The following is a 16,776-nucleotide window of genomic DNA, read 5'->3' on the forward strand; positions in this document are numbered from 1 at the left end:
ATGATTAAATTTGATCATATCATACACTATGTAGACGACTTGGATGCTGTAAAATCTGAAGGTGTGCTGCCCATCCATTCAGGTGGTGAGCATCCTGCATTCGGTACTGAAAATGCACTGTCTTACTTTGATTTGAGGTATATAGAATATTTGACTATAAGCGATGAAAAACAGTTCAATACCCATCTTGAGGACGGAACAGAGTCCTTTGCCAGAACCATTGCGGACAAGGGTTACAAAGAAGGGTTTATCAGGTATGCGATAAACACCGATAAAATTGAACAGCTTGCAGAACGATACCGTGCCAAAGGGTTCAACATATCCGGGCCGGTTGATATGGAGCGGGAGACCGCGGGAGAAACCATCCGTTGGAAATTACTTTATATAGAGGATGATGTTGAAACCTTTCCGTTATTTATAGAATGGGAAGAAAGTGATGACATGCGGCTGTCGCGTATAGAAGCGATGGAAAAAGAGATCATCTCCCCGGAAATCGTCATCCATAACAATGTGGTGGATTTGAAGAGATGGGAAGCATTCTATGATGTGGTTGGAGTGTGGGAGGGCGAGTTGGATTCTCGGACTACAGTCTCCCTTAAGGAAACTGGAGTACCTTCAATTGCTCTACAAATAGAAATGGAAGGCACCTCAGGCCACTACAGAGGAGCGGACTATAGATTTATATAAAGGATCATGAGCAGATGGCCCAAGGCTAAAAGCGCCGTAACCACGCTCAGGATAACCAGGGACTTCGAACCACGTACAAGGATATAGGCAATGCTCAGCATAACAGTGACAACGCCAAGTATTATCCTCATGCTCATTAGCGCGATGAGGTCGCCATGTCCATATTGATTCAATTGGAACATGCTGATTGCGTTGAGAACGATAAGCAAGATTAAAATGACTTGTCTCATTTATAAAGGACCACCTTTCTTGCAATTATTATATCAGATTTTAATTGAATGGAGATTATTATGCTTAAACTAATCAATCTGACTGAAGAAGAACACAACCAATTTATAGAACACCACCCGAATGGCGATTTACTTCAACTGACTGACTGGGCACAGTCAAAGCGGCTGACAGGATGGTACTCCAGAAGATTTGCGGTCAGTGATGGTGCTCAGACCGTAGGTGCTGTGGTACTGATGTTCAAAAGACTGCCGAAAATGAAGCAGACGCTGTGTTATGCCTCAAGAGGCTTCGTCTGTGATTATGACGATGAGAGACTTGTGGAATTCATGCTCGAAGAAGCTTTGAAAATAGCAAAGGAAGAACAAGCCTACGTATTGAAGATTGACCCGGATATACCGCTTGAAACCCATAAAGGGACTATAGATTTCTTAAAAAAGATCGGGTTCAGGCATCGTGGATTAAAGGACGGCATGAGTAAGGATAATATCCAGCCGAGACAGACGATGGTAACACGAATCGATAAATCGGATGAAGATCTGCTTGGAAGCTTCGAAAGGAATAACCGGACGAGAGTGCGCAATGCGATAAGAAAAGGGACGAAGGTATATAAGGCTACGAGAGAGGAACTTCCGATTTTTGTGGAACTGATGAAAGTCACAGGGAAAAGAGATGGCTTTTTGACTCGGGATATCACTTATTTCGAATCCTTATATGATAACTTGCATGAAAACGGCCATATGGAATTGTTCCTCGTTAAACTTGTGCCAGAAGACGTATCCGCATCACTTGAGTCCGATATCAGCAAGGTGGCCAAAGAATTAGAGAAGGCCCAAAAGAGGAAAAACAGCATCAAAAAGGAAAATCAGCTTAAAGACCTTGCCAATAGAGCCGAGAAATTGGAGAAACAGAAACAGGAAATTGAAGAGATGGCTCACGATTATCCAGAGGGCGTTACTTTATCCGGCGCGCTTTTAGCACAGTCGGGACATAAATCGTACTATCTCTACGGAGCCTCTTCTGACTTGTACAGAGAATACCTACCAAACCATCATATGCAGTACGAAATGATGAAGTACGCGCGTAATGCCGGAGCACTGACTTATGATTTTGGTGGTGTCAGTGTCGATCCACCTCAAGATTCAGGACACTTTGGTTTATGGCAGTTCAAGAAAGTATGGGGTACCGAGGTAAGTGAGAAAGTCGGCGAATTCGATTATGTGATCAATAAACCGCTCTATACGTTGGCTGAAGTAGGTGTTCCACTCTTCCAGAAAGGGAAGGTTAAACTGAATCAGCAGATTAAAGCATTCAAAGAAAGAAAATAAGCTGCCCTTGAAAGGGCAGCTTTTATATTCTATAAGAAATATGGCCGAGTCGCTGCAATAAGCGCAACGAATATCAGCGACATCAGGGACATTATGAGAAGTGTGAGAGACAACGAAAGATGTATGCTTCTGTTCTCATATAAGTTTGGTTCGGCAACGACGGCCCGCCAAGATGAAATAAATGAAATTATACTGAGCAGTGCCCAAATATAGATGCTGAAAAAGATGACACCGTTGTTGACGATATAATTTATGAAGAACATTGCCTGCATGAGAATGAGAAGAATGAGGATGACACGTCTCATCAAAACACCTCTTTCCTGTTACGCTGTCAGCAACATGAGTATAAGTACTGCAGAAATCATGAGTGTGAACGCGTGAATGAGAAATAATCGGTTACGATCTCCCTTGTATTCTTTGTAGCTTGTTATCTCCACAGAGATGAAGAGGCTGAGCGCAAGCGCAAAAATCAAGTAACCATCTGGGTTGGGTACTGCTAGGGCGAGAGTGGTGGTCAGTAGAAGGAACGCCACTCCTGCAATGATGCGGAAAACATCGAATAGCCTGCTTCTTTGATATAGGATGGTCATGGCACCGACCACAAGGTATATGAGGAGCATGAGGACTGCTAAAATCATACAACTTTCCTCCTCTTTCTAAAGTATTGGAATATAAAGTATGTCGATAATACAGTAGTTATGGCGCCGAACCAGAAGGGCAGTCCAGGAGTCATAAGGAACAATATATTAAAGGCCAGAGGACCAAAAATCCTTCCAAGACTATCCAACGAATATGTGGTCGCTGTAATGCGTCCCATTTCTGCTTGACGTGCCTCCTTGGTGATCTGAGAAGTCAGGAGTGTCTTGACTAAGGCATTTCCTGTCATGAGGAGCACAATGCAGAATCCGGCAAACAGCAGGCTCGACATGAACGGCAACAATACGAAAGCGATGATGGTCATGACTTGACCAAGTAACATCATCGGGTATTCCTGGCCATCTTTCAATCGGCTGATGACACCGCCTTGGATGCCTGCGTTGAATATCCCACCGATGACAAAAAGAAGGCCCATCTCAGAAGGTGTGATATTTATGCGGTCGATACCCAATAACTGGAAAGTGCTCTCCATCCCGCTCATGGTGAACATGATGAAGAATGTAGAGATCAGAAGAATGCCGACAGGTTTCAAAAAGTACTCACTGGCAACAGTAATTTCCTCTCTTGAGTATGACCCCGGCTGATAGGTCTCTTCGATTTTGAACATACTGAAGAGCAATGCACCTATAATTACAGCGGCAGTCATGTAATAGGCAAGACTCAGGCTAATTTCCGCCAAAAGACCACCTACACCAGGACCGAAGATGAATCCGAGTCCGATTGACATCCCTATCAAGCCCATGAAGCGGGTGCGTTCTTCCCTGGTCGTCAAGTCTGCAACCATACTGGTTGTTGCAGTGTAGAGCGCACCAGAAGCGGCCCCTCCTATTACCCGGCTTATGTATAGAATCCATAATACGTCGATGAACATACCGAAAAGAAGGAAGCTGAAACTGAAGGCTAGAAGGCCATATAGCAAGATGGCACGTCGGCCATGCCTATCGCTGAGCCTCCCAAAAAAAGGGGCGGATATAAAACTGGCTATTGAATACACAGCAAGCAGTCCGCCCATATGGAGAGTAGAGACTTCAAGCGTGTCCACCAACTCAGGTATGACGGGTATGACCATACTAAAACCAAAGTAGATCAGGAATTGTATGATCATAATGAACAGAATCATTTTTTTCATAGTCTGCACTTCCTATTTATTACTTTGTTCTCTGATTTCTTTTTTCGTCTCAGCAATTTCTGTTTCTATCTGAGCAAGCCTTTCGTCCATTTTGGATGTACTGTTTCCAGTAGATTCGAGTTTTTCCAAATCACCCTGGATACGCACATATTCATTTTTCAATTCTCTCAATTTATATTCTAGATCCATTGTGCTCACCCCCTTGAAATTATAGTTGTATCTTATCATAACATATCGCATATTAGGGGAAACACTGATGACATCTGAAGGATGATTGAAGTAAAATGGGAGGGAATGGAGGGACATTGATGCATACGTTTGAAATATACGAAGAATATTATGACTGGGAACAGCTAAAAGGCAATTCTGATGCAGAAGTGCACTTGTTGAGTTATGGAGGAGAAGATCCGCCCAATATGTATCAGCCCCAAGAGCCGTTGATAGCGAAATCATATGTAAATGATATAAGAAAAACAAGGCGTGAATACAAAAGACTCCTTTGGATGGATATCAACAATATTAATGGCGTGCCAAAACCGGTTACCTTATATGAGGAAGCAGGGGCTTATATGTTTTACCTGGCCCTACCGGGCATAGATGCTCAGGCATTTCTAAAACAGCAGGATGAGAAGACGACAGCTGAGACCCTTAAGCAGATTGGAAGATATTTGAGTTTTTTCCATAAGCAAAAGATTGAAGAGTGCCCATTTGACCATAGGAATGGACAATTGGATGATGACCCCGTTTTCAGCCATGGTGATTTTACATTATCCAATGTGATCGTCAATGAGAACTATATTACCGGAAGCGTTGATATGGTCGGTATTGGTATACGTGACCGTTATTATGACATTGTGTCGATGGCTCTGGATATAGAGGAAAAGCTAGGTGAGGGTTATGTAGAAAGTTTCTACGAGGGATACCGCATAAAGGATCAGGTTGAAAAGGACAAATTTGAACAGTTTGAAAAACTAATAGCCAAAAAATAAAGATGCCTGGTATAATCCAGACATCTTTATTTTGATTAATCATCGGTTTTCAGGACTTCTCCATTTTCTGCATTAATCTTAACATCATGGCTGTTGCTGTCTTGCTTCAGTTCTACCTCGTACTCCAGCTGACCATCATCTTTATCTAGGCTCCACCCTTCCAGCTTGCCATCTTTCTCGTCCATTGCGGTCTGGATGACGTCTTCTGCTGAAACAGCATCTTGATAATTGAAGTGTTCGTCCGTGTCGAAGTCATCGTTATTTTCTGTTTCTTCATTAATGATTGAAAGATCATCGGCAGAAATGTGCGCTTCGTATTCTTCACTTTCGTTCTCAAGTTCTACTTTGTAGACCCATGAATCATTTTCTTTTTCGAACTCTAAACTTTTCAGTTCCCCTTCAAAATTATCAGATGCTGTCTGTACCGCTTCATCTGCATTATGCTTAATTTCCTCAGGAGAAATCGTCTCGCTAGTTGTGCCGGAAGATTCGTCTGTAGTTCCGCCCCCCGAACTGCTTTCAGTAGTTGCTTTATTACTGCTGGAACTTTCCTCCGTCGCTTCTTCTGTCGTAGTATCTTCTGTCGTTTCGTTTGCTGTGCTTTCTTCGGTTGTGGTTTCTGCATTCTCACTTTCCGAGTCATCACTGCATGCACCGACTGTAAGTGAGGTCGCGAGAAGTAGACTTGCTAGCTTGTATCGTCTGCTCATAAGATCACTTCGCCTCCCAATAGAGTATTTTAATATCATATTCCCGGACCCGTCGGTGTCGAAACTATTAAAAGGCGGCTATAAAGCATATTGCAATTTTCTGTGGCCGGGCGTACACTAGTTTAGATAATAATAGGTATGGAGGTGCCCTGTGAAAACCAATATAATGAAACGCTGGATATTTTATATGATGGGTCTTGTCATTTTGGCCTTAGGTGTTACGCTGACAATCAAGGGTCATCTCTTGGGGCTTGGATCATGGGATGTTTTCCATTATGGGTTGTGGCAGACATTCGGCCTCACAATCGGAAGTTGGTCCATTATAGTCGGTGCAGTAATTGTCATATTCACTGCGGTGATGACGCGTGAATGGCCTCGTCTCGGAGTCTACGTCAATATGCTCTCCATCGGCATTTTCATCGACTTCTTCAATTGGCTGCTGCCGAATTTTGAAGGTTGGACGCAGCATACAATCGTCTTTTCCATCGGTCTTTTAGTAATGTCATTTGGTGTGGCATTCTACATCACTCCAAATCTCGGTGCCGGGCCGCGTGATTCACTGATGCTTCTAATGGTCGATAAATTTGGCTTAAAAATTTCTGTTGCCCGAAATATTATGGAATTCAGTGCAGCGGTAGGGGGTTATCTATTGGGTGGCCCGGTATTCATAGGCACTCTTGTGATTGTATTTGGGCTTGGTAAATTAATAGAAGCGTGGCTACCTTTAACGCGTCGTCTAATGGTGCTGTTTTTGGGCGCTGAAGATAAGAACATCATTAAAGTGATCTAGTTTTTATAATATGACAAATGAATGGAGTAGATTATGAAAAAGTTTTTTGACTTTGAAGGGCATGGTACGACTTACCGCAGCGAAATCATCGGAGGATTGACCACATTCCTTTCGATGGCATACATACTAGCCGTCAACCCATCTGTATTGTCACTTCAGGGGATAGAGGGGATACCTGATTCCATGGGCATGGACATGAATGCAGTATTTGTGGCCACTGCACTTGCAGCTTTCATAGGCTGTCTCATCATGGGATTATATGCAAGGTATCCGATTGCATTAGCACCCGGCATGGGGCTTAATGCATTCTTCGCATTTACGGTTGTTTTGACGATGGGGATACCATGGCAGACCGCACTGACAGGTGTCCTGTTCTCAGGTATGATTTTTGCCCTGCTGACGATCAGCGGACTGAGGGAATATGTCATCAACTCAATCCCTATGGAGATGAAGATGGCGGTCAGTGCAGGCATAGGCTTCTTCATTACCTTTGTGGGACTTCAAGGTGCGGGTATTATAGTAATGAATGAAGCGACACTTGTAGGATTGGGTGCATTGCATGACCCTAAAGTACTTTTGGCGGTAGGAGGCCTCCTACTTACAGCAGTGCTCATGGCAAAACGCGTACCGGGTGCAATATTCTTCGGCATGATACTGACTGCCGTGGCAGGACTGGTCCTTGGGCTTGTACCGAGACCTGAAAGTTTCTTTGGACCTGTGCCAAGTATGGCCCCGACATTCGGTGCGGCATTTGAAGCATTTTCGAACCCGGCGGATATTTTCAATGTACAGTTTCTGATTGTGGTTCTGACATTCCTATTTGTAGACTTTTTTGATACGGCAGGCACGTTGGTAGGTGTAGCAAGTCAAGCGAATATGATCAAGGACAATAAATTGCCGCGTGGAGGACGTGCACTGCTTTCCGATTCGATTGCTACAATAGCAGGTGCCATCTTCGGTACTTCTACTACGACTTCATACGTCGAGTCGACAGCTGGGGTGGCAGCAGGTGCAAGAACAGGCTTTGCGAGTGTCGTAACTGGTTTTCTTTTCTTATCTGCGATTTTCCTATCGCCCCTTATAGTGACATTCACTTCAGAAGTGACAGCTCCTGCCCTGATAATCGTAGGAGCACTCATGGTCTCCAACCTGTCGAAGGTGAGATGGGATCAGTTTGAAGTCGCGGTACCTGCTTTCCTGACTATGTTCATGATGCCATTGACCTATAGTATTGCAACAGGTATCGCAATCGGCTTTGTATTCTACCCGATCACGATGATTATGGCGGGACGAAGAAAAGAAATTCATCCTATAATGTATGGTTTGTTTGTGGTGTTCATTCTATACTTCATATTCATGACGGAATAGGCATTGAAAACCATGGGATAATGATGTAATATTATACATCTTGATCATAATCAAGTAAAAAAAGTGGAAGAATCTCGAGTTATCCCTTGATTTTTTCACTTTTTTCGTGTAATATATCTAGCGTTGGACTGAAATGGGTGACATTAACCCATGCTGAAAGACAAACGCCACAATTATGGTAGGCGCGCGTTTTTTGAATCGATGAAGCGAGAGGTTACTGACACGCCAGGCCGCATTGCCATGGCTGCGTGTAAGAGAATTTTCGTGGAGAAGTCTATCACACAATGATGACGACCAAAAGGAGGTTAAATAATGGCAAAGCAAAAAATTCGTATTCGTTTGAAAGCTTACGATCACAGAGTATTGGATCAGTCAGCAGAGAAGATTGTAGAAACAGCAAAACGTTCTGGTGCGGACGTATCGGGTCCTATCCCACTCCCTACAGAAAAGGCTGTTTACACGGTTATCCGTGCGGTGCACAAGTACAAGGATTCCCGTGAGCAATTCGAGCAGCGTACACATAAGCGTCTTATAGACATCGTCAACCCTACACCAAAAACAGTAGATGCCCTCATGGGACTGAATCTGCCATCAGGTGTAGACATCGAAATTAAATTATAAATTATAGTAGGAGGTGCGACTTTCGATGACCAAAGGAATCTTAGGTAAAAAAGTGGGAATGACTCAAGTTTTCGGAGAAAACGGAGAGTTGATCCCTGTAACAGTAGTTGAAGCAGCAGGAAACGTAGTACTGCAGAAGAAAACAGAAGAAACTGATGGGTACAACTCTGTACAAATCGGTTTTGACGACAAGCGTGAATATTTTGAAGGTGCAAGAACTAAAAAATATGCAAACAAAGCAGAAACCGGCCATGCTAAAGCATCCGGCAAAGCTCCTAAGCGCTTCGTACGCGAATTCAAAAATCTCGCAGCAGATGAATTCGAAGTAGGTCAAGAAGTCACTGTAGATACATTTGAAGCAGGAGACGTAGTGGACGTGACAGCAACATCCAAAGGTAAAGGTTTCCAAGGCTCAATCAAACGCCATAACCAAAGCCGCGGACCAATGTCACACGGTTCCCGTTTCCACAGAAGCTCTGGTTCAATGGGACAAGCCTCTGACCCATCCCGCGTATTTAAAGGTAAAGAATTGCCTGGACGCATGGGCGGCGAAACTGTCACCCTACAGAATCTTGAAATCGTGAAAGTGGACGCAGAACGTAATGTTCTATTGATAAAAGGTAATGTACCTGGTCCACGTAAAGGCTATGTAAAAGTCGTAACAGCAATCAAAAAAGGTGTTAAATAAATAGTAATTCAGGAAGGGAGGATTTAACACATGGCAAACATAGATGTATTGACTAAAGAAGGAACGAAAGTTAACTCTATAGAACTCAACCAGGACATCTTCGGCATAGAACCGAACCAGCATGTGCTGTTTGAAGCTGTAAACCTGCAACGTGCATCATTGAGACGTGGCACGCATTCCGTCAAGAACCGTGCAGCAGTACGTGGTGGCGGCAAGAAACCATTCAGGCAAAAAGGTACTGGTAACGCCAGGCAAGGTACGATACGTGCGCCGCACTATCGTGGAGGCGGAGTCGTCTTCGGACCGACGCCAAGAAGCTATTCCTACAAAATACCGAAGAAGATGCGTCGTCTTGCATTGCGCTCTGCCCTCTCGGCAAAAGCGAATGAAGAGGCAGTCACAGTAGTCGATAATTTGACTATTGATACACCTAAAACAAAAGATTTCCTTGCAATCCTCGGCAATCTTAAAGCGGATAGGAAAGCACTTCTCGTTCTTGAAGCAGAAGATGCCAACATCGAACTTTCAACCCGCAATCTGCAAGGCGTCACACTGTTGACACCGGAAGAACTCAATGTACTTGACATTCTTTCTGCAGATCGTGTCATCTTCACAGAAGGTGCTATCAAAAAAGCAGAGGAGGTGCTTCTGTAATGGATGCACGCGATATCATTAAACGCCCGGTCATCACTGAGCGTTCTGCTGACTTGATGTCATTTGACAAATACACTTTTGATGTAGATGTGAAAGCTAACAAGACACAAGTTAAACATGCAGTAGAAAACATTTTTGATGTAAAAGTCAGTAAAGTCAACATAATGAACTATAAGCCGAAGAAGAAACGCATGGGGCGTTACAGTGGCTATACTAAGAAAAGAAGAAAAGCGATCGTAACACTAAAAGAAGGCTCTATTGATATATTCTAAGAGCTGTTACCAATAAGGAGGTAAAACGAGATGGCGATTAAAAAATATAAGCCGACCACTAATGCTCGTCGTAATATGACTGGTTCCGACTTCGCAGAAATCACATCAACGACACCGGAACGGTCATTGTTACAGCCGCTTCCGAAAAAAGCGGGACGTAATAACCAAGGTAAGATCACAGTACGTCACAGAGGTGGCGGACACAAGCGTCAATATAGAGTGATCGACTTCAAACGCATCAAAGATGGCGTACCTGCCCGCATCACTCAAATAGAGTATGACCCGAACCGTTCAGCCAACATAGCGCTTGTCATCTATGCTGATGGCGTGAAAAGCTATATCCTGGCCCCTAAAGGTGTGCAAGTTGGCCAAGAAGTAATGAGCGGACCAGAAGCCGACATCAAAGTAGGCAACGCAATGGCGCTTACAGACATCCCAGTTGGTACTACAATCCATAACATTGAACTCAAACCAGGCAGAGGCGGCCAGTTGGTCAGATCTGCAGGCGCAAGAGCTCAAGTACTTGGTAAAGAAGGTAAGTATGTACTGGTTAAACTGCGTTCTGGTGAAGTACGTATGATTCTTTCAACTTGCCGTGCAACAATCGGTGCTGTCGGAAACGAGCAGCACGAATTGATCAATATCGGTAAAGCAGGTCGTTCCAGATGGAAGAAGAAACGCCCTACAGTTCGTGGTTCTGTTATGAACCCTAACGATCACCCACACGGTGGTGGTGAAGGACGTGCCCCAATCGGTATGCCGTCACCTATGTCTCCTTGGGGTAAACCTACCCTCGGCAAGAAGACGCGTAGAGGTAAAAACCGTTCTGACAAGCTAATCGTAAGAGGACGCAAGAAGAAATAAATGAAACCATAGTGTGCGGATAAAATATCCGCACGCATTATTGGAAGGAGGCGCCAAAATGGCACGTAGTCTTAAAAAAGGACCTTTTGTTGATGATCACCTCATGAAAAAGGTGGAAACACTCAACGAAAGCAACAAAAAAAGCGTAATTAAAACTTGGTCACGCCGTTCCACGGTATTCCCTAACTTCATCGGACATACTATTGCTGTATACGACGGCCGTAAGCATGTACCGGTTTATGTCACAGAGGATATGGTCGGTCACAAACTTGGAGAATTCGCTCCAACAAGAACTTTCAAAGGCCATGGAACTGACGATAAGAAAACAAGAAGATAAAAGTGATAAGACGGAATAAAGGAGGAACGAAAGATGCAAGCGAAAGCAGTTGCTAAAACTATAAGAATTGCTCCTCGTAAGGCGAGAATGGTCCTAGACCTGATTCGCGGCAAGGAAGTTGGAGAAGCCATCGCAATTCTTAAACTCACAAACAAAAGAACATCGCCGGTAGTTGAAAAACTGGTTCATTCAGCTGTAGCCAATGCTGAGCACAACTATGACATGGACGTCGAAAATCTGTTCATCTCAGAAGCTTATGCCGATGAGGGGCCGACATTGAAACGATTCCGTCCACGTGCACAAGGCCGTGCGACTAAAATCAACAAGCACACGAGCCACATCACTATAGTTGTTTCAGAAGTTGCAGAAGAAGCAGTACAGGAAACGACTGAAGAAGCTGAAACAGAAGAAAACGCATAAAACCACAAGGAGGGAATTAATTTGGGTCAGAAGATAAATCCTATTGGACTTCGTACAGGAGTCATCCGTGATTGGGAAGCGAAGTGGTACGCAGAGAAAGATTTCGCAGACCTTTTGCATGAAGATCTTAAAATTCGTGAATATATCGAAAAAAACCTTAAAGACGCAGCCATTTCCAAAGTGGAAATCGAACGAGCGGCTAACCGTGTGAACATCGCACTGCATACCGGCAAGCCAGGTATGGTCATCGGTAAAGGCGGTAGTGAAATAGATAAGCTCCGTACAGCGTTGACAAACCTCACAGGCAAGAAAATCCACATCAATGTTGTAGAAATCAAGAAAATTGATATGGATGCAAAACTTGTTGCAGAAAACATCGCACGTCAGCTTGAAAACCGTGTATCTTTCCGTAGAGCACAAAAACAAGTGCTTCAAAGAGCGATAAGAGCTGGAGCTAAAGGTATTAAAACGCAAGTTTCAGGGCGTCTTGGTGGCGCTGATATTGCACGTTCGGAAGGCTACAGCGAAGGAACAGTTCCACTTCACACTCTCCGTGCAGATATAGATTATGCACATGAAGAGGCTGATACAACATACGGTAAACTCGGTGTTAAAGTATGGATCTACCGTGGAGAAGTTCTTCCTGTCAAGAATGACAAAAAGTAAGGGAGGAAAATAACAATGCTATTACCTAAAAAAGTGAAATACCGTCGTCAACATCGTCCGGACACAAAAGGACGTGCTAAAGGCGGAACAGAAGTAAGTTTTGGTGAATATGGCCTACAGGCAACAACAACAGCATGGGTAACTTCCAGACAGATTGAAGCTTCCCGTATCGCCATGACACGCTATATGAAACGTGGCGGTAAAGTATGGATCAATATTTTCCCGCATACACCATATACAAAGAAGCCATTGGAAGTACGTATGGGTTCAGGTAAAGGTGCTGTCGAAGGATGGATGGCAGTCGTTAAACCTGGCCGTGTAATGTTTGAAGTTTCAGGTGTGCCAGAAGAAGTAGCGAGAGAAGCACTTCGCCTTGCAAGCCACAAACTTCCTGTAAAGACTAAAATCGTTAAACGTGAAGAATTAGGTGGTGATACGAATGAAAGCTAATGAAATCCGCGAACTGACAACTTCAGAAATTGAAAATAACGTCAAAGACCTTAAGGAAGAACTCTTCAACCTACGCTTTCAACTAGCTACTGGTCAGCTAGAGAACACTGCTCGTATCAAAGAGGTTAGAAAAGCTATCGCAAGAATGAAAACAACTATCCGCGAGAGAGAGCTCAGCGAAGCTAAAGCGAACCAATAATAATAGAGGGAGGCTCACATAGTGGAAAGTAAAACAGAACGTAAAGTTTACCAGGGCCGCGTCGTATCCGACAAAATGGATAAGACCATCACTGTAGTCGTAGAAACTCAGAAAAGACACCCGATCATTGGTAAACGTGTCAAATATTCCAAAAAACATAAAGCTCATGATGAAAATAATACTGCTAAGACTGGCGATATCGTAAGAATCGAAGAAACTCGCCCATTGTCTGCGACTAAGCGTTTCCGTCTAGTGGAAATCGTAGAAGAAGCAGTTATCGTCTAAACAATCGAAGATAAAGGAGGTCTATTCGCATGATCCAACAGGAATCCCGCTTGAAAGTGGCAGATAACTCAGGCGCACGTGAAGTGCTGACTATCAAAGTCTTAGGTGGAACAGGCCGTAAGACAGCAAACATTGGCGATGTCATCGTTGCAACTGTAAAAAATGCAACACCTGGTGGCGTTGTTAAAAAAGGTGAAGTAGTAAGGGCTGTAATCGTTAGAACCAAATCCGGTGTACGTCGTGAAGATGGTTCCTATATCAAATTTGATGAGAACGCATGCGTAATCATCCGTGATGATAAAGGTCCAAGAGGTACGCGTATCTTCGGTCCCGTTGCTCGTGAACTGCGTGAAGGCAACTTCATGAAGATAATCTCACTGGCACCAGAAGTACTTTAATCTACATTTAAATTAAGGAGGTGCGATCCCCATGCACGTAAGATCTGGAGATAAAGTCGTTGTAATCAGCGGTAAAGATAAAGGTAAAGAAGGCACGGTCCTAAAAGCGATCCCTGCAAAAAACCGTGTAATCGTCGAAGGTGTCAATATGATGAAGAAACATCAGAAGCCTTCCCAAATGAACCCTGAAGGCGGCATCCTTGAAACTGAGGCGGCCATCCATGTTTCCAACGTCATGCACGTTGACCCTGAATCAGGAGAACGCACTCGTGTCCGTCAAGAAGTAAAAGAGGACGGTTCTAAAGTCAGAGTAGCAATCAAATCAGGTAAAGAAATCCCTAAAGTAGCATACGAAAAAAATAACTAAGTAGTGGAAGGAGGTCCATATTAATGATACGCCTTAAAGAAAGATACAATGATCAAATCAAAAACGAACTAGTGAATAAATTCAACTACACATCTGTTATGCAAGCTCCGAGAATTGAAAAGATCGTAGTCAACATGGGAGTTGGTGATGCTGTTCAAAACGCTAAAGTACTCGATACGGCAGTAGAAGAATTGACGGCGATTACAGGACAGAAGCCAGTAATTACAAAAGCTAAAAAATCCATCGCAACATTTAGGCTTCGTGAAGGTATGCCTATCGGTGCCAAAGTCACTCTCCGTGGCGAAAGGATGTACGACTTCCTGGACAAGCTGATTTCAGTATCTCTACCACGTGTCAGGGACTTCAGAGGTATTTCCAAGAAAGCATTCGATGGCCGTGGCAACTATACGCTCGGTATAAAAGAACAGTTGATCTTCCCTGAAATCGACTATGACAAAGTCTCCAAAGTAAGAGGTATGGATATTGTTGTTGTTACGACAGCGAACACAGACGAAGAAGCCCGTGAGCTGCTCACTCAGTTCGGAATGCCATTTCAAAAGTAAGCTATAAGGAGGCAAAATTGTGGCTAAAAAATCAATGATAGCTAAACAGAAAAAAGAACAGAAATTTAAAGTACGCGAATATACACGCTGCGAGCGTTGCGGACGTCCACACTCAGTCTACCGCAAGTTCAAGCTCTGCCGTATATGTTTCCGTGAACTTGCTTACAAAGGTCAGATCCCTGGCGTTAAAAAAGCAAGTTGGTAAGCGTTATAAATTGAAAGGAGGCAACTAGTAATGACACTCTCAGATCCAATTGCAGACATGCTAACTCGCATCAGAAATGCGAACATGGTGAGACACGATTCACTAGAAATCCCTGCATCCAACATCAAAAAGGAAATTGCAGAGATTCTGAAAACAGAAGGTTTTGTTAAAAATGTTGAATACATTGAAGATGACAAACAAGGCGTCATCCGTGTATTCCTCAAGTACGGCAGCAAAAATGAAAAAGTCATCACTGGTTTGAAACGTATTTCCAAACCAGGACTCAGAGTATATGCAAGAAGAGAAGAGCTTCCGAAAGTTCTTAATGGACTTGGAATCGCGCTTATCTCTACTTCAGAAGGCGTACTTACTGATAAAGAAGCACGCAAAAGAAATATCGGCGGGGAAGTACTCGCATACGTTTGGTAATGAATTAACAGGAGGTGCAAAGAAATGAGCCGTGTAGGTAAACGTATTATTGAAATTCCTAGCGACGTAACAGTCGAAATCAATGACAATACAGTCAGTGTAAAGGGCCCTAAAGGGGAACTTGTCAATACTTTCAATGAAAAAATGACTTATGAACTTGAAGATAATACACTTCAGGTCGTCAGACCAAATGATTCTAAAGAAAACCGTACGAATCATGGTACAACGCGTGCGCTTATCAACAATATGATTGTTGGCGTATCGCAAGGATTTGCTAAGGAACTCGAACTTGTAGGTGTTGGTTACCGTGCGCAGATGCAAGGTAGCAAACTCGTACTGAGTGTTGGGCTTTCTCACCCGGTTGAATTCGAACCTTCTGAGGACCTTACCATTATAGTGGAAGGCAACACGAATGTTAAAGTTGAAGGCATCAACAAAGAATCTGTTGGGGCACTTGCTTCTAAAATCCGTGCTGTACGTCCACCGGAGCCGTATAAAGGCAAAGGTATCCGTTATAAAGGCGAACTGGTTCGTCAAAAAGAAGGAAAAACTGGTAAATAATTAAGTGGGGAGTGAACATTAATGATCGCAAGGATCGATAAAAATAAAGTCCGTCAAAAAAGACACGAACGCGTGCGTAGCAGACTTTCCGGCACTGCGGAAAGACCGCGTCTGAACGTCTACCGCTCAAACAAGCATATCTATGCTCAGTTGATTGACGACAATCAGCAGACTACTCTTGCAAGTGCTTCCACACAAGATCCAGATTTCAAAGGTGAAGTTGGATCCAACAAGGATGCCGCAGCAGAAGTGGGCGCATTGATTGCGAACCGTGCTAAAGACAAAGATATTAAAAGCGTAGTATTTGACCGTGGAGGCTATCTGTATCACGGACGTGTGCAAGCACTAGCAGAAGCAGCCCGCGAAAATGGTCTACAATTCTAATCGAAGGAGGGAATCACACTTATGGCTCGTAGAGAAGAAAAAGTACAAGAGTTCGAAGAACGTGTTGTTACAATCAACCGTATCGCTAAAGTCGTAAAAGGTGGACGTCGTTTCCGTTTCTCTGCACTTGTTGTTGTAGGGGACAAAAAGGGACGTGTTGGCTTTGGTACAGGCAAAGCACAAGAGGTGCCTGAAGCTATCAAAAAAGCGATCGAAGCAGCGAAGAAAGATCTCATCGAAGTACCACTCGTAGATGGTACGTTGCCTCATGAAGTGATCGGCAGGTTCAGTTCAGGTAATGTATTGATGAAGCCAGCTGCGCCAGGTACAGGAGTTATCGCCGGTGGTCCGGTTCGTGCCGTATTGGAACTTGCAGGTGTAACTGATATACTAAGTAAATCGCTTGGTGCGAATACTCCAATTAACGTCGTCCGCGCGACTATGACTGGGCTTTCTGAACTTAAGAGTGCAGAAGAAGTTGCTAAATTGCGTGGTAAATCTGTAGAAGAGTTACAAAATTAAGGAGG

At 43.7% G+C, this 16,776-nt stretch carries 30 protein-coding genes; 24 read left to right on the forward strand and 6 right to left on the reverse strand.

The window, feature by feature from the left end; translation table 11 throughout:
• A complete protein-coding gene (locus ACZ43I_RS00870) occupies positions 1 to 687 on the forward strand; it encodes a VOC family protein (protein ID WP_344701618.1) in 687 nt (228 codons plus the stop codon).
• Here ACZ43I_RS00870 and ACZ43I_RS00875 read toward each other — a convergent pair.
• Entirely contained in the window at positions 672 to 917 is a 246-nt protein-coding gene (locus ACZ43I_RS00875; RefSeq protein WP_344701616.1) for a hypothetical protein, read from the reverse strand. The genes ACZ43I_RS00870 and ACZ43I_RS00875 overlap by 16 nt on opposite strands.
• Before the next feature lie 60 nt (positions 918 to 977).
• Between ACZ43I_RS00875 and ACZ43I_RS00880 the strand changes: the two genes are divergently transcribed.
• The gene (locus ACZ43I_RS00880; protein WP_344701614.1) at positions 978 to 2,243 is read left to right on the forward strand and encodes a lipid II:glycine glycyltransferase FemX; all 1,266 of its coding nucleotides are present in this window, start codon (positions 978 to 980) and stop codon (positions 2,241 to 2,243) included.
• Positions 2,244 to 2,272: 29 nt separating this feature from the next.
• On the opposite strand, the gene ACZ43I_RS00885 is transcribed toward ACZ43I_RS00880, so the two are convergent.
• The 4 genes from ACZ43I_RS00885 to ACZ43I_RS00900 are packed head-to-tail and all read right to left on the reverse strand — an operon-like array spanning position 2,273 to position 4,218.
• On the reverse strand, positions 2,273 to 2,548 hold the full coding sequence (locus tag ACZ43I_RS00885; RefSeq protein WP_344701612.1) for a hypothetical protein: 276 nt from the start codon (positions 2,546 to 2,548) through the stop codon (positions 2,273 to 2,275).
• An 18-nt stretch (positions 2,549 to 2,566) separates the two neighbouring features.
• On the reverse strand, positions 2,567 to 2,881 hold the full coding sequence (mspA, locus tag ACZ43I_RS00890) for a membrane stabilizing protein MspA (protein ID WP_344701610.1): 315 nt from the start codon (positions 2,879 to 2,881) through the stop codon (positions 2,567 to 2,569).
• Entirely contained in the window at positions 2,878 to 4,029 is a 1,152-nt protein-coding gene (locus tag ACZ43I_RS00895; RefSeq protein ID WP_344701608.1) for an MFS transporter, read from the reverse strand. Before ACZ43I_RS00895 ends, mspA begins: the two co-directional genes overlap by 4 nt.
• A 12-nt stretch (positions 4,030 to 4,041) precedes the next feature.
• Positions 4,042 to 4,218 carry an SE1832 family protein gene (locus ACZ43I_RS00900; protein WP_344701607.1) on the reverse strand — a complete coding sequence of 59 codons (177 nt, stop codon included), beginning with the start codon at positions 4,216 to 4,218 and terminating at the stop codon, positions 4,042 to 4,044.
• A gap of 119 nt (positions 4,219 to 4,337) precedes the next feature.
• Here ACZ43I_RS00900 and ACZ43I_RS00905 point away from each other — a divergent pair, with 119 nt between their 5' ends.
• The gene (locus tag ACZ43I_RS00905; RefSeq protein ID WP_344701605.1) at positions 4,338 to 5,018 is read left to right on the forward strand and encodes a phosphotransferase; all 681 of its coding nucleotides are present in this window, start codon (positions 4,338 to 4,340) and stop codon (positions 5,016 to 5,018) included.
• Positions 5,019 to 5,053: 35 nt separating this feature from the next.
• On the opposite strand, the gene ACZ43I_RS00910 is transcribed toward ACZ43I_RS00905, so the two are convergent.
• Positions 5,054 to 5,728 carry a PepSY domain-containing protein gene (locus tag ACZ43I_RS00910; protein WP_344701603.1) on the reverse strand — a complete coding sequence of 225 codons (675 nt, stop codon included), beginning with the start codon at positions 5,726 to 5,728 and terminating at the stop codon, positions 5,054 to 5,056.
• A gap of 151 nt (positions 5,729 to 5,879) precedes the next feature.
• Here ACZ43I_RS00910 and ACZ43I_RS00915 point away from each other — a divergent pair, with 151 nt between their 5' ends.
• The 21 genes from ACZ43I_RS00915 to rpsE all read left to right on the forward strand — a co-directional run bounded on the left by ACZ43I_RS00915 (position 5,880) and on the right by rpsE (position 16,771).
• On the forward strand, positions 5,880 to 6,518 hold the full coding sequence (locus ACZ43I_RS00915; protein ID WP_344701601.1) for a YczE/YyaS/YitT family protein: 639 nt from the start codon (positions 5,880 to 5,882) through the stop codon (positions 6,516 to 6,518).
• A gap of 33 nt (positions 6,519 to 6,551) precedes the next feature.
• Positions 6,552 to 7,886 (forward strand): NCS2 family permease, encoded by a 1,335-nt coding sequence (locus ACZ43I_RS00920; protein WP_344701599.1) that lies wholly within the window; start codon positions 6,552 to 6,554, stop codon positions 7,884 to 7,886.
• Positions 7,887 to 8,198: 312 nt separating this feature from the next.
• Entirely contained in the window at positions 8,199 to 8,507 is a 309-nt protein-coding gene (gene rpsJ / locus ACZ43I_RS00925; RefSeq protein WP_344701597.1) for a 30S ribosomal protein S10, read from the forward strand.
• A gap of 25 nt (positions 8,508 to 8,532) precedes the next feature.
• The gene (rplC, locus tag ACZ43I_RS00930; protein ID WP_344701595.1) at positions 8,533 to 9,195 is read left to right on the forward strand and encodes a 50S ribosomal protein L3; all 663 of its coding nucleotides are present in this window, start codon (positions 8,533 to 8,535) and stop codon (positions 9,193 to 9,195) included.
• 30 nt (positions 9,196 to 9,225) lie between these two features.
• Complete coding sequence (gene rplD, locus ACZ43I_RS00935; protein ID WP_344701593.1) at positions 9,226 to 9,849, forward strand: 50S ribosomal protein L4; 624 nt, start codon at positions 9,226 to 9,228, stop codon at positions 9,847 to 9,849.
• Positions 9,849 to 10,121, forward strand: coding sequence for a 50S ribosomal protein L23 (gene rplW / locus ACZ43I_RS00940; RefSeq protein ID WP_344701591.1), 273 nt, complete (start codon positions 9,849 to 9,851; stop codon positions 10,119 to 10,121). Before rplD ends, rplW begins: the two co-directional genes overlap by 1 nt.
• Before the next feature lie 30 nt (positions 10,122 to 10,151).
• A complete protein-coding gene (gene rplB, locus ACZ43I_RS00945) occupies positions 10,152 to 10,985 on the forward strand; it encodes a 50S ribosomal protein L2 (RefSeq protein WP_344701589.1) in 834 nt (277 codons plus the stop codon).
• Between the two features lie 58 nt (positions 10,986 to 11,043).
• Complete coding sequence (gene rpsS, locus ACZ43I_RS00950; RefSeq protein WP_344701587.1) at positions 11,044 to 11,322, forward strand: 30S ribosomal protein S19; 279 nt, start codon at positions 11,044 to 11,046, stop codon at positions 11,320 to 11,322.
• 33 nt (positions 11,323 to 11,355) lie between these two features.
• Entirely contained in the window at positions 11,356 to 11,742 is a 387-nt protein-coding gene (gene rplV / locus ACZ43I_RS00955; protein WP_344701585.1) for a 50S ribosomal protein L22, read from the forward strand.
• 21 nt (positions 11,743 to 11,763) lie between these two features.
• Positions 11,764 to 12,408 carry a 30S ribosomal protein S3 gene (rpsC, locus tag ACZ43I_RS00960; protein WP_344701583.1) on the forward strand — a complete coding sequence of 215 codons (645 nt, stop codon included), beginning with the start codon at positions 11,764 to 11,766 and terminating at the stop codon, positions 12,406 to 12,408.
• Positions 12,409 to 12,423: 15 nt separating this feature from the next.
• Positions 12,424 to 12,858 (forward strand): 50S ribosomal protein L16, encoded by a 435-nt coding sequence (gene rplP / locus ACZ43I_RS00965; protein WP_344701581.1) that lies wholly within the window; start codon positions 12,424 to 12,426, stop codon positions 12,856 to 12,858.
• Entirely contained in the window at positions 12,848 to 13,057 is a 210-nt protein-coding gene (gene rpmC / locus ACZ43I_RS00970; protein WP_344701579.1) for a 50S ribosomal protein L29, read from the forward strand. Before rplP ends, rpmC begins: the two co-directional genes overlap by 11 nt.
• Positions 13,058 to 13,078: 21 nt before the next feature.
• Positions 13,079 to 13,342, forward strand: a complete 264-nt coding sequence (gene rpsQ, locus ACZ43I_RS00975) for a 30S ribosomal protein S17 (RefSeq protein ID WP_344701577.1) — start codon at positions 13,079 to 13,081, stop codon at positions 13,340 to 13,342.
• A 29-nt stretch (positions 13,343 to 13,371) separates the two neighbouring features.
• Positions 13,372 to 13,740: a 50S ribosomal protein L14 gene (rplN, locus tag ACZ43I_RS00980; RefSeq protein ID WP_344701575.1), complete on the forward strand. Its 369-nt coding sequence runs from the start codon at positions 13,372 to 13,374 to the stop codon at positions 13,738 to 13,740.
• Between the two features lie 31 nt (positions 13,741 to 13,771).
• Complete coding sequence (rplX, locus tag ACZ43I_RS00985; protein WP_344701573.1) at positions 13,772 to 14,107, forward strand: 50S ribosomal protein L24; 336 nt, start codon at positions 13,772 to 13,774, stop codon at positions 14,105 to 14,107.
• A 23-nt stretch (positions 14,108 to 14,130) separates the two neighbouring features.
• On the forward strand, positions 14,131 to 14,670 hold the full coding sequence (gene rplE, locus ACZ43I_RS00990) for a 50S ribosomal protein L5 (RefSeq protein WP_344701571.1): 540 nt from the start codon (positions 14,131 to 14,133) through the stop codon (positions 14,668 to 14,670).
• A gap of 19 nt (positions 14,671 to 14,689) precedes the next feature.
• Positions 14,690 to 14,875 carry a type Z 30S ribosomal protein S14 gene (locus ACZ43I_RS00995; protein ID WP_344701569.1) on the forward strand — a complete coding sequence of 62 codons (186 nt, stop codon included), beginning with the start codon at positions 14,690 to 14,692 and terminating at the stop codon, positions 14,873 to 14,875.
• Between the two features lie 30 nt (positions 14,876 to 14,905).
• On the forward strand, positions 14,906 to 15,304 hold the full coding sequence (rpsH, locus tag ACZ43I_RS01000) for a 30S ribosomal protein S8 (protein WP_344701567.1): 399 nt from the start codon (positions 14,906 to 14,908) through the stop codon (positions 15,302 to 15,304).
• 24 nt (positions 15,305 to 15,328) lie between these two features.
• Positions 15,329 to 15,865, forward strand: coding sequence for a 50S ribosomal protein L6 (gene rplF / locus ACZ43I_RS01005; protein WP_344701565.1), 537 nt, complete (start codon positions 15,329 to 15,331; stop codon positions 15,863 to 15,865).
• 21 nt (positions 15,866 to 15,886) lie between these two features.
• Entirely contained in the window at positions 15,887 to 16,249 is a 363-nt protein-coding gene (gene rplR / locus ACZ43I_RS01010) for a 50S ribosomal protein L18 (protein WP_344701564.1), read from the forward strand.
• A 21-nt stretch (positions 16,250 to 16,270) separates the two neighbouring features.
• The gene (gene rpsE / locus ACZ43I_RS01015; RefSeq protein WP_344701562.1) at positions 16,271 to 16,771 is read left to right on the forward strand and encodes a 30S ribosomal protein S5; all 501 of its coding nucleotides are present in this window, start codon (positions 16,271 to 16,273) and stop codon (positions 16,769 to 16,771) included.
• Positions 16,772 to 16,776 lie beyond the last annotated feature (5 nt).

The sequence above is a fragment of the Salinicoccus jeotgali genome (genome assembly GCF_055379195.1).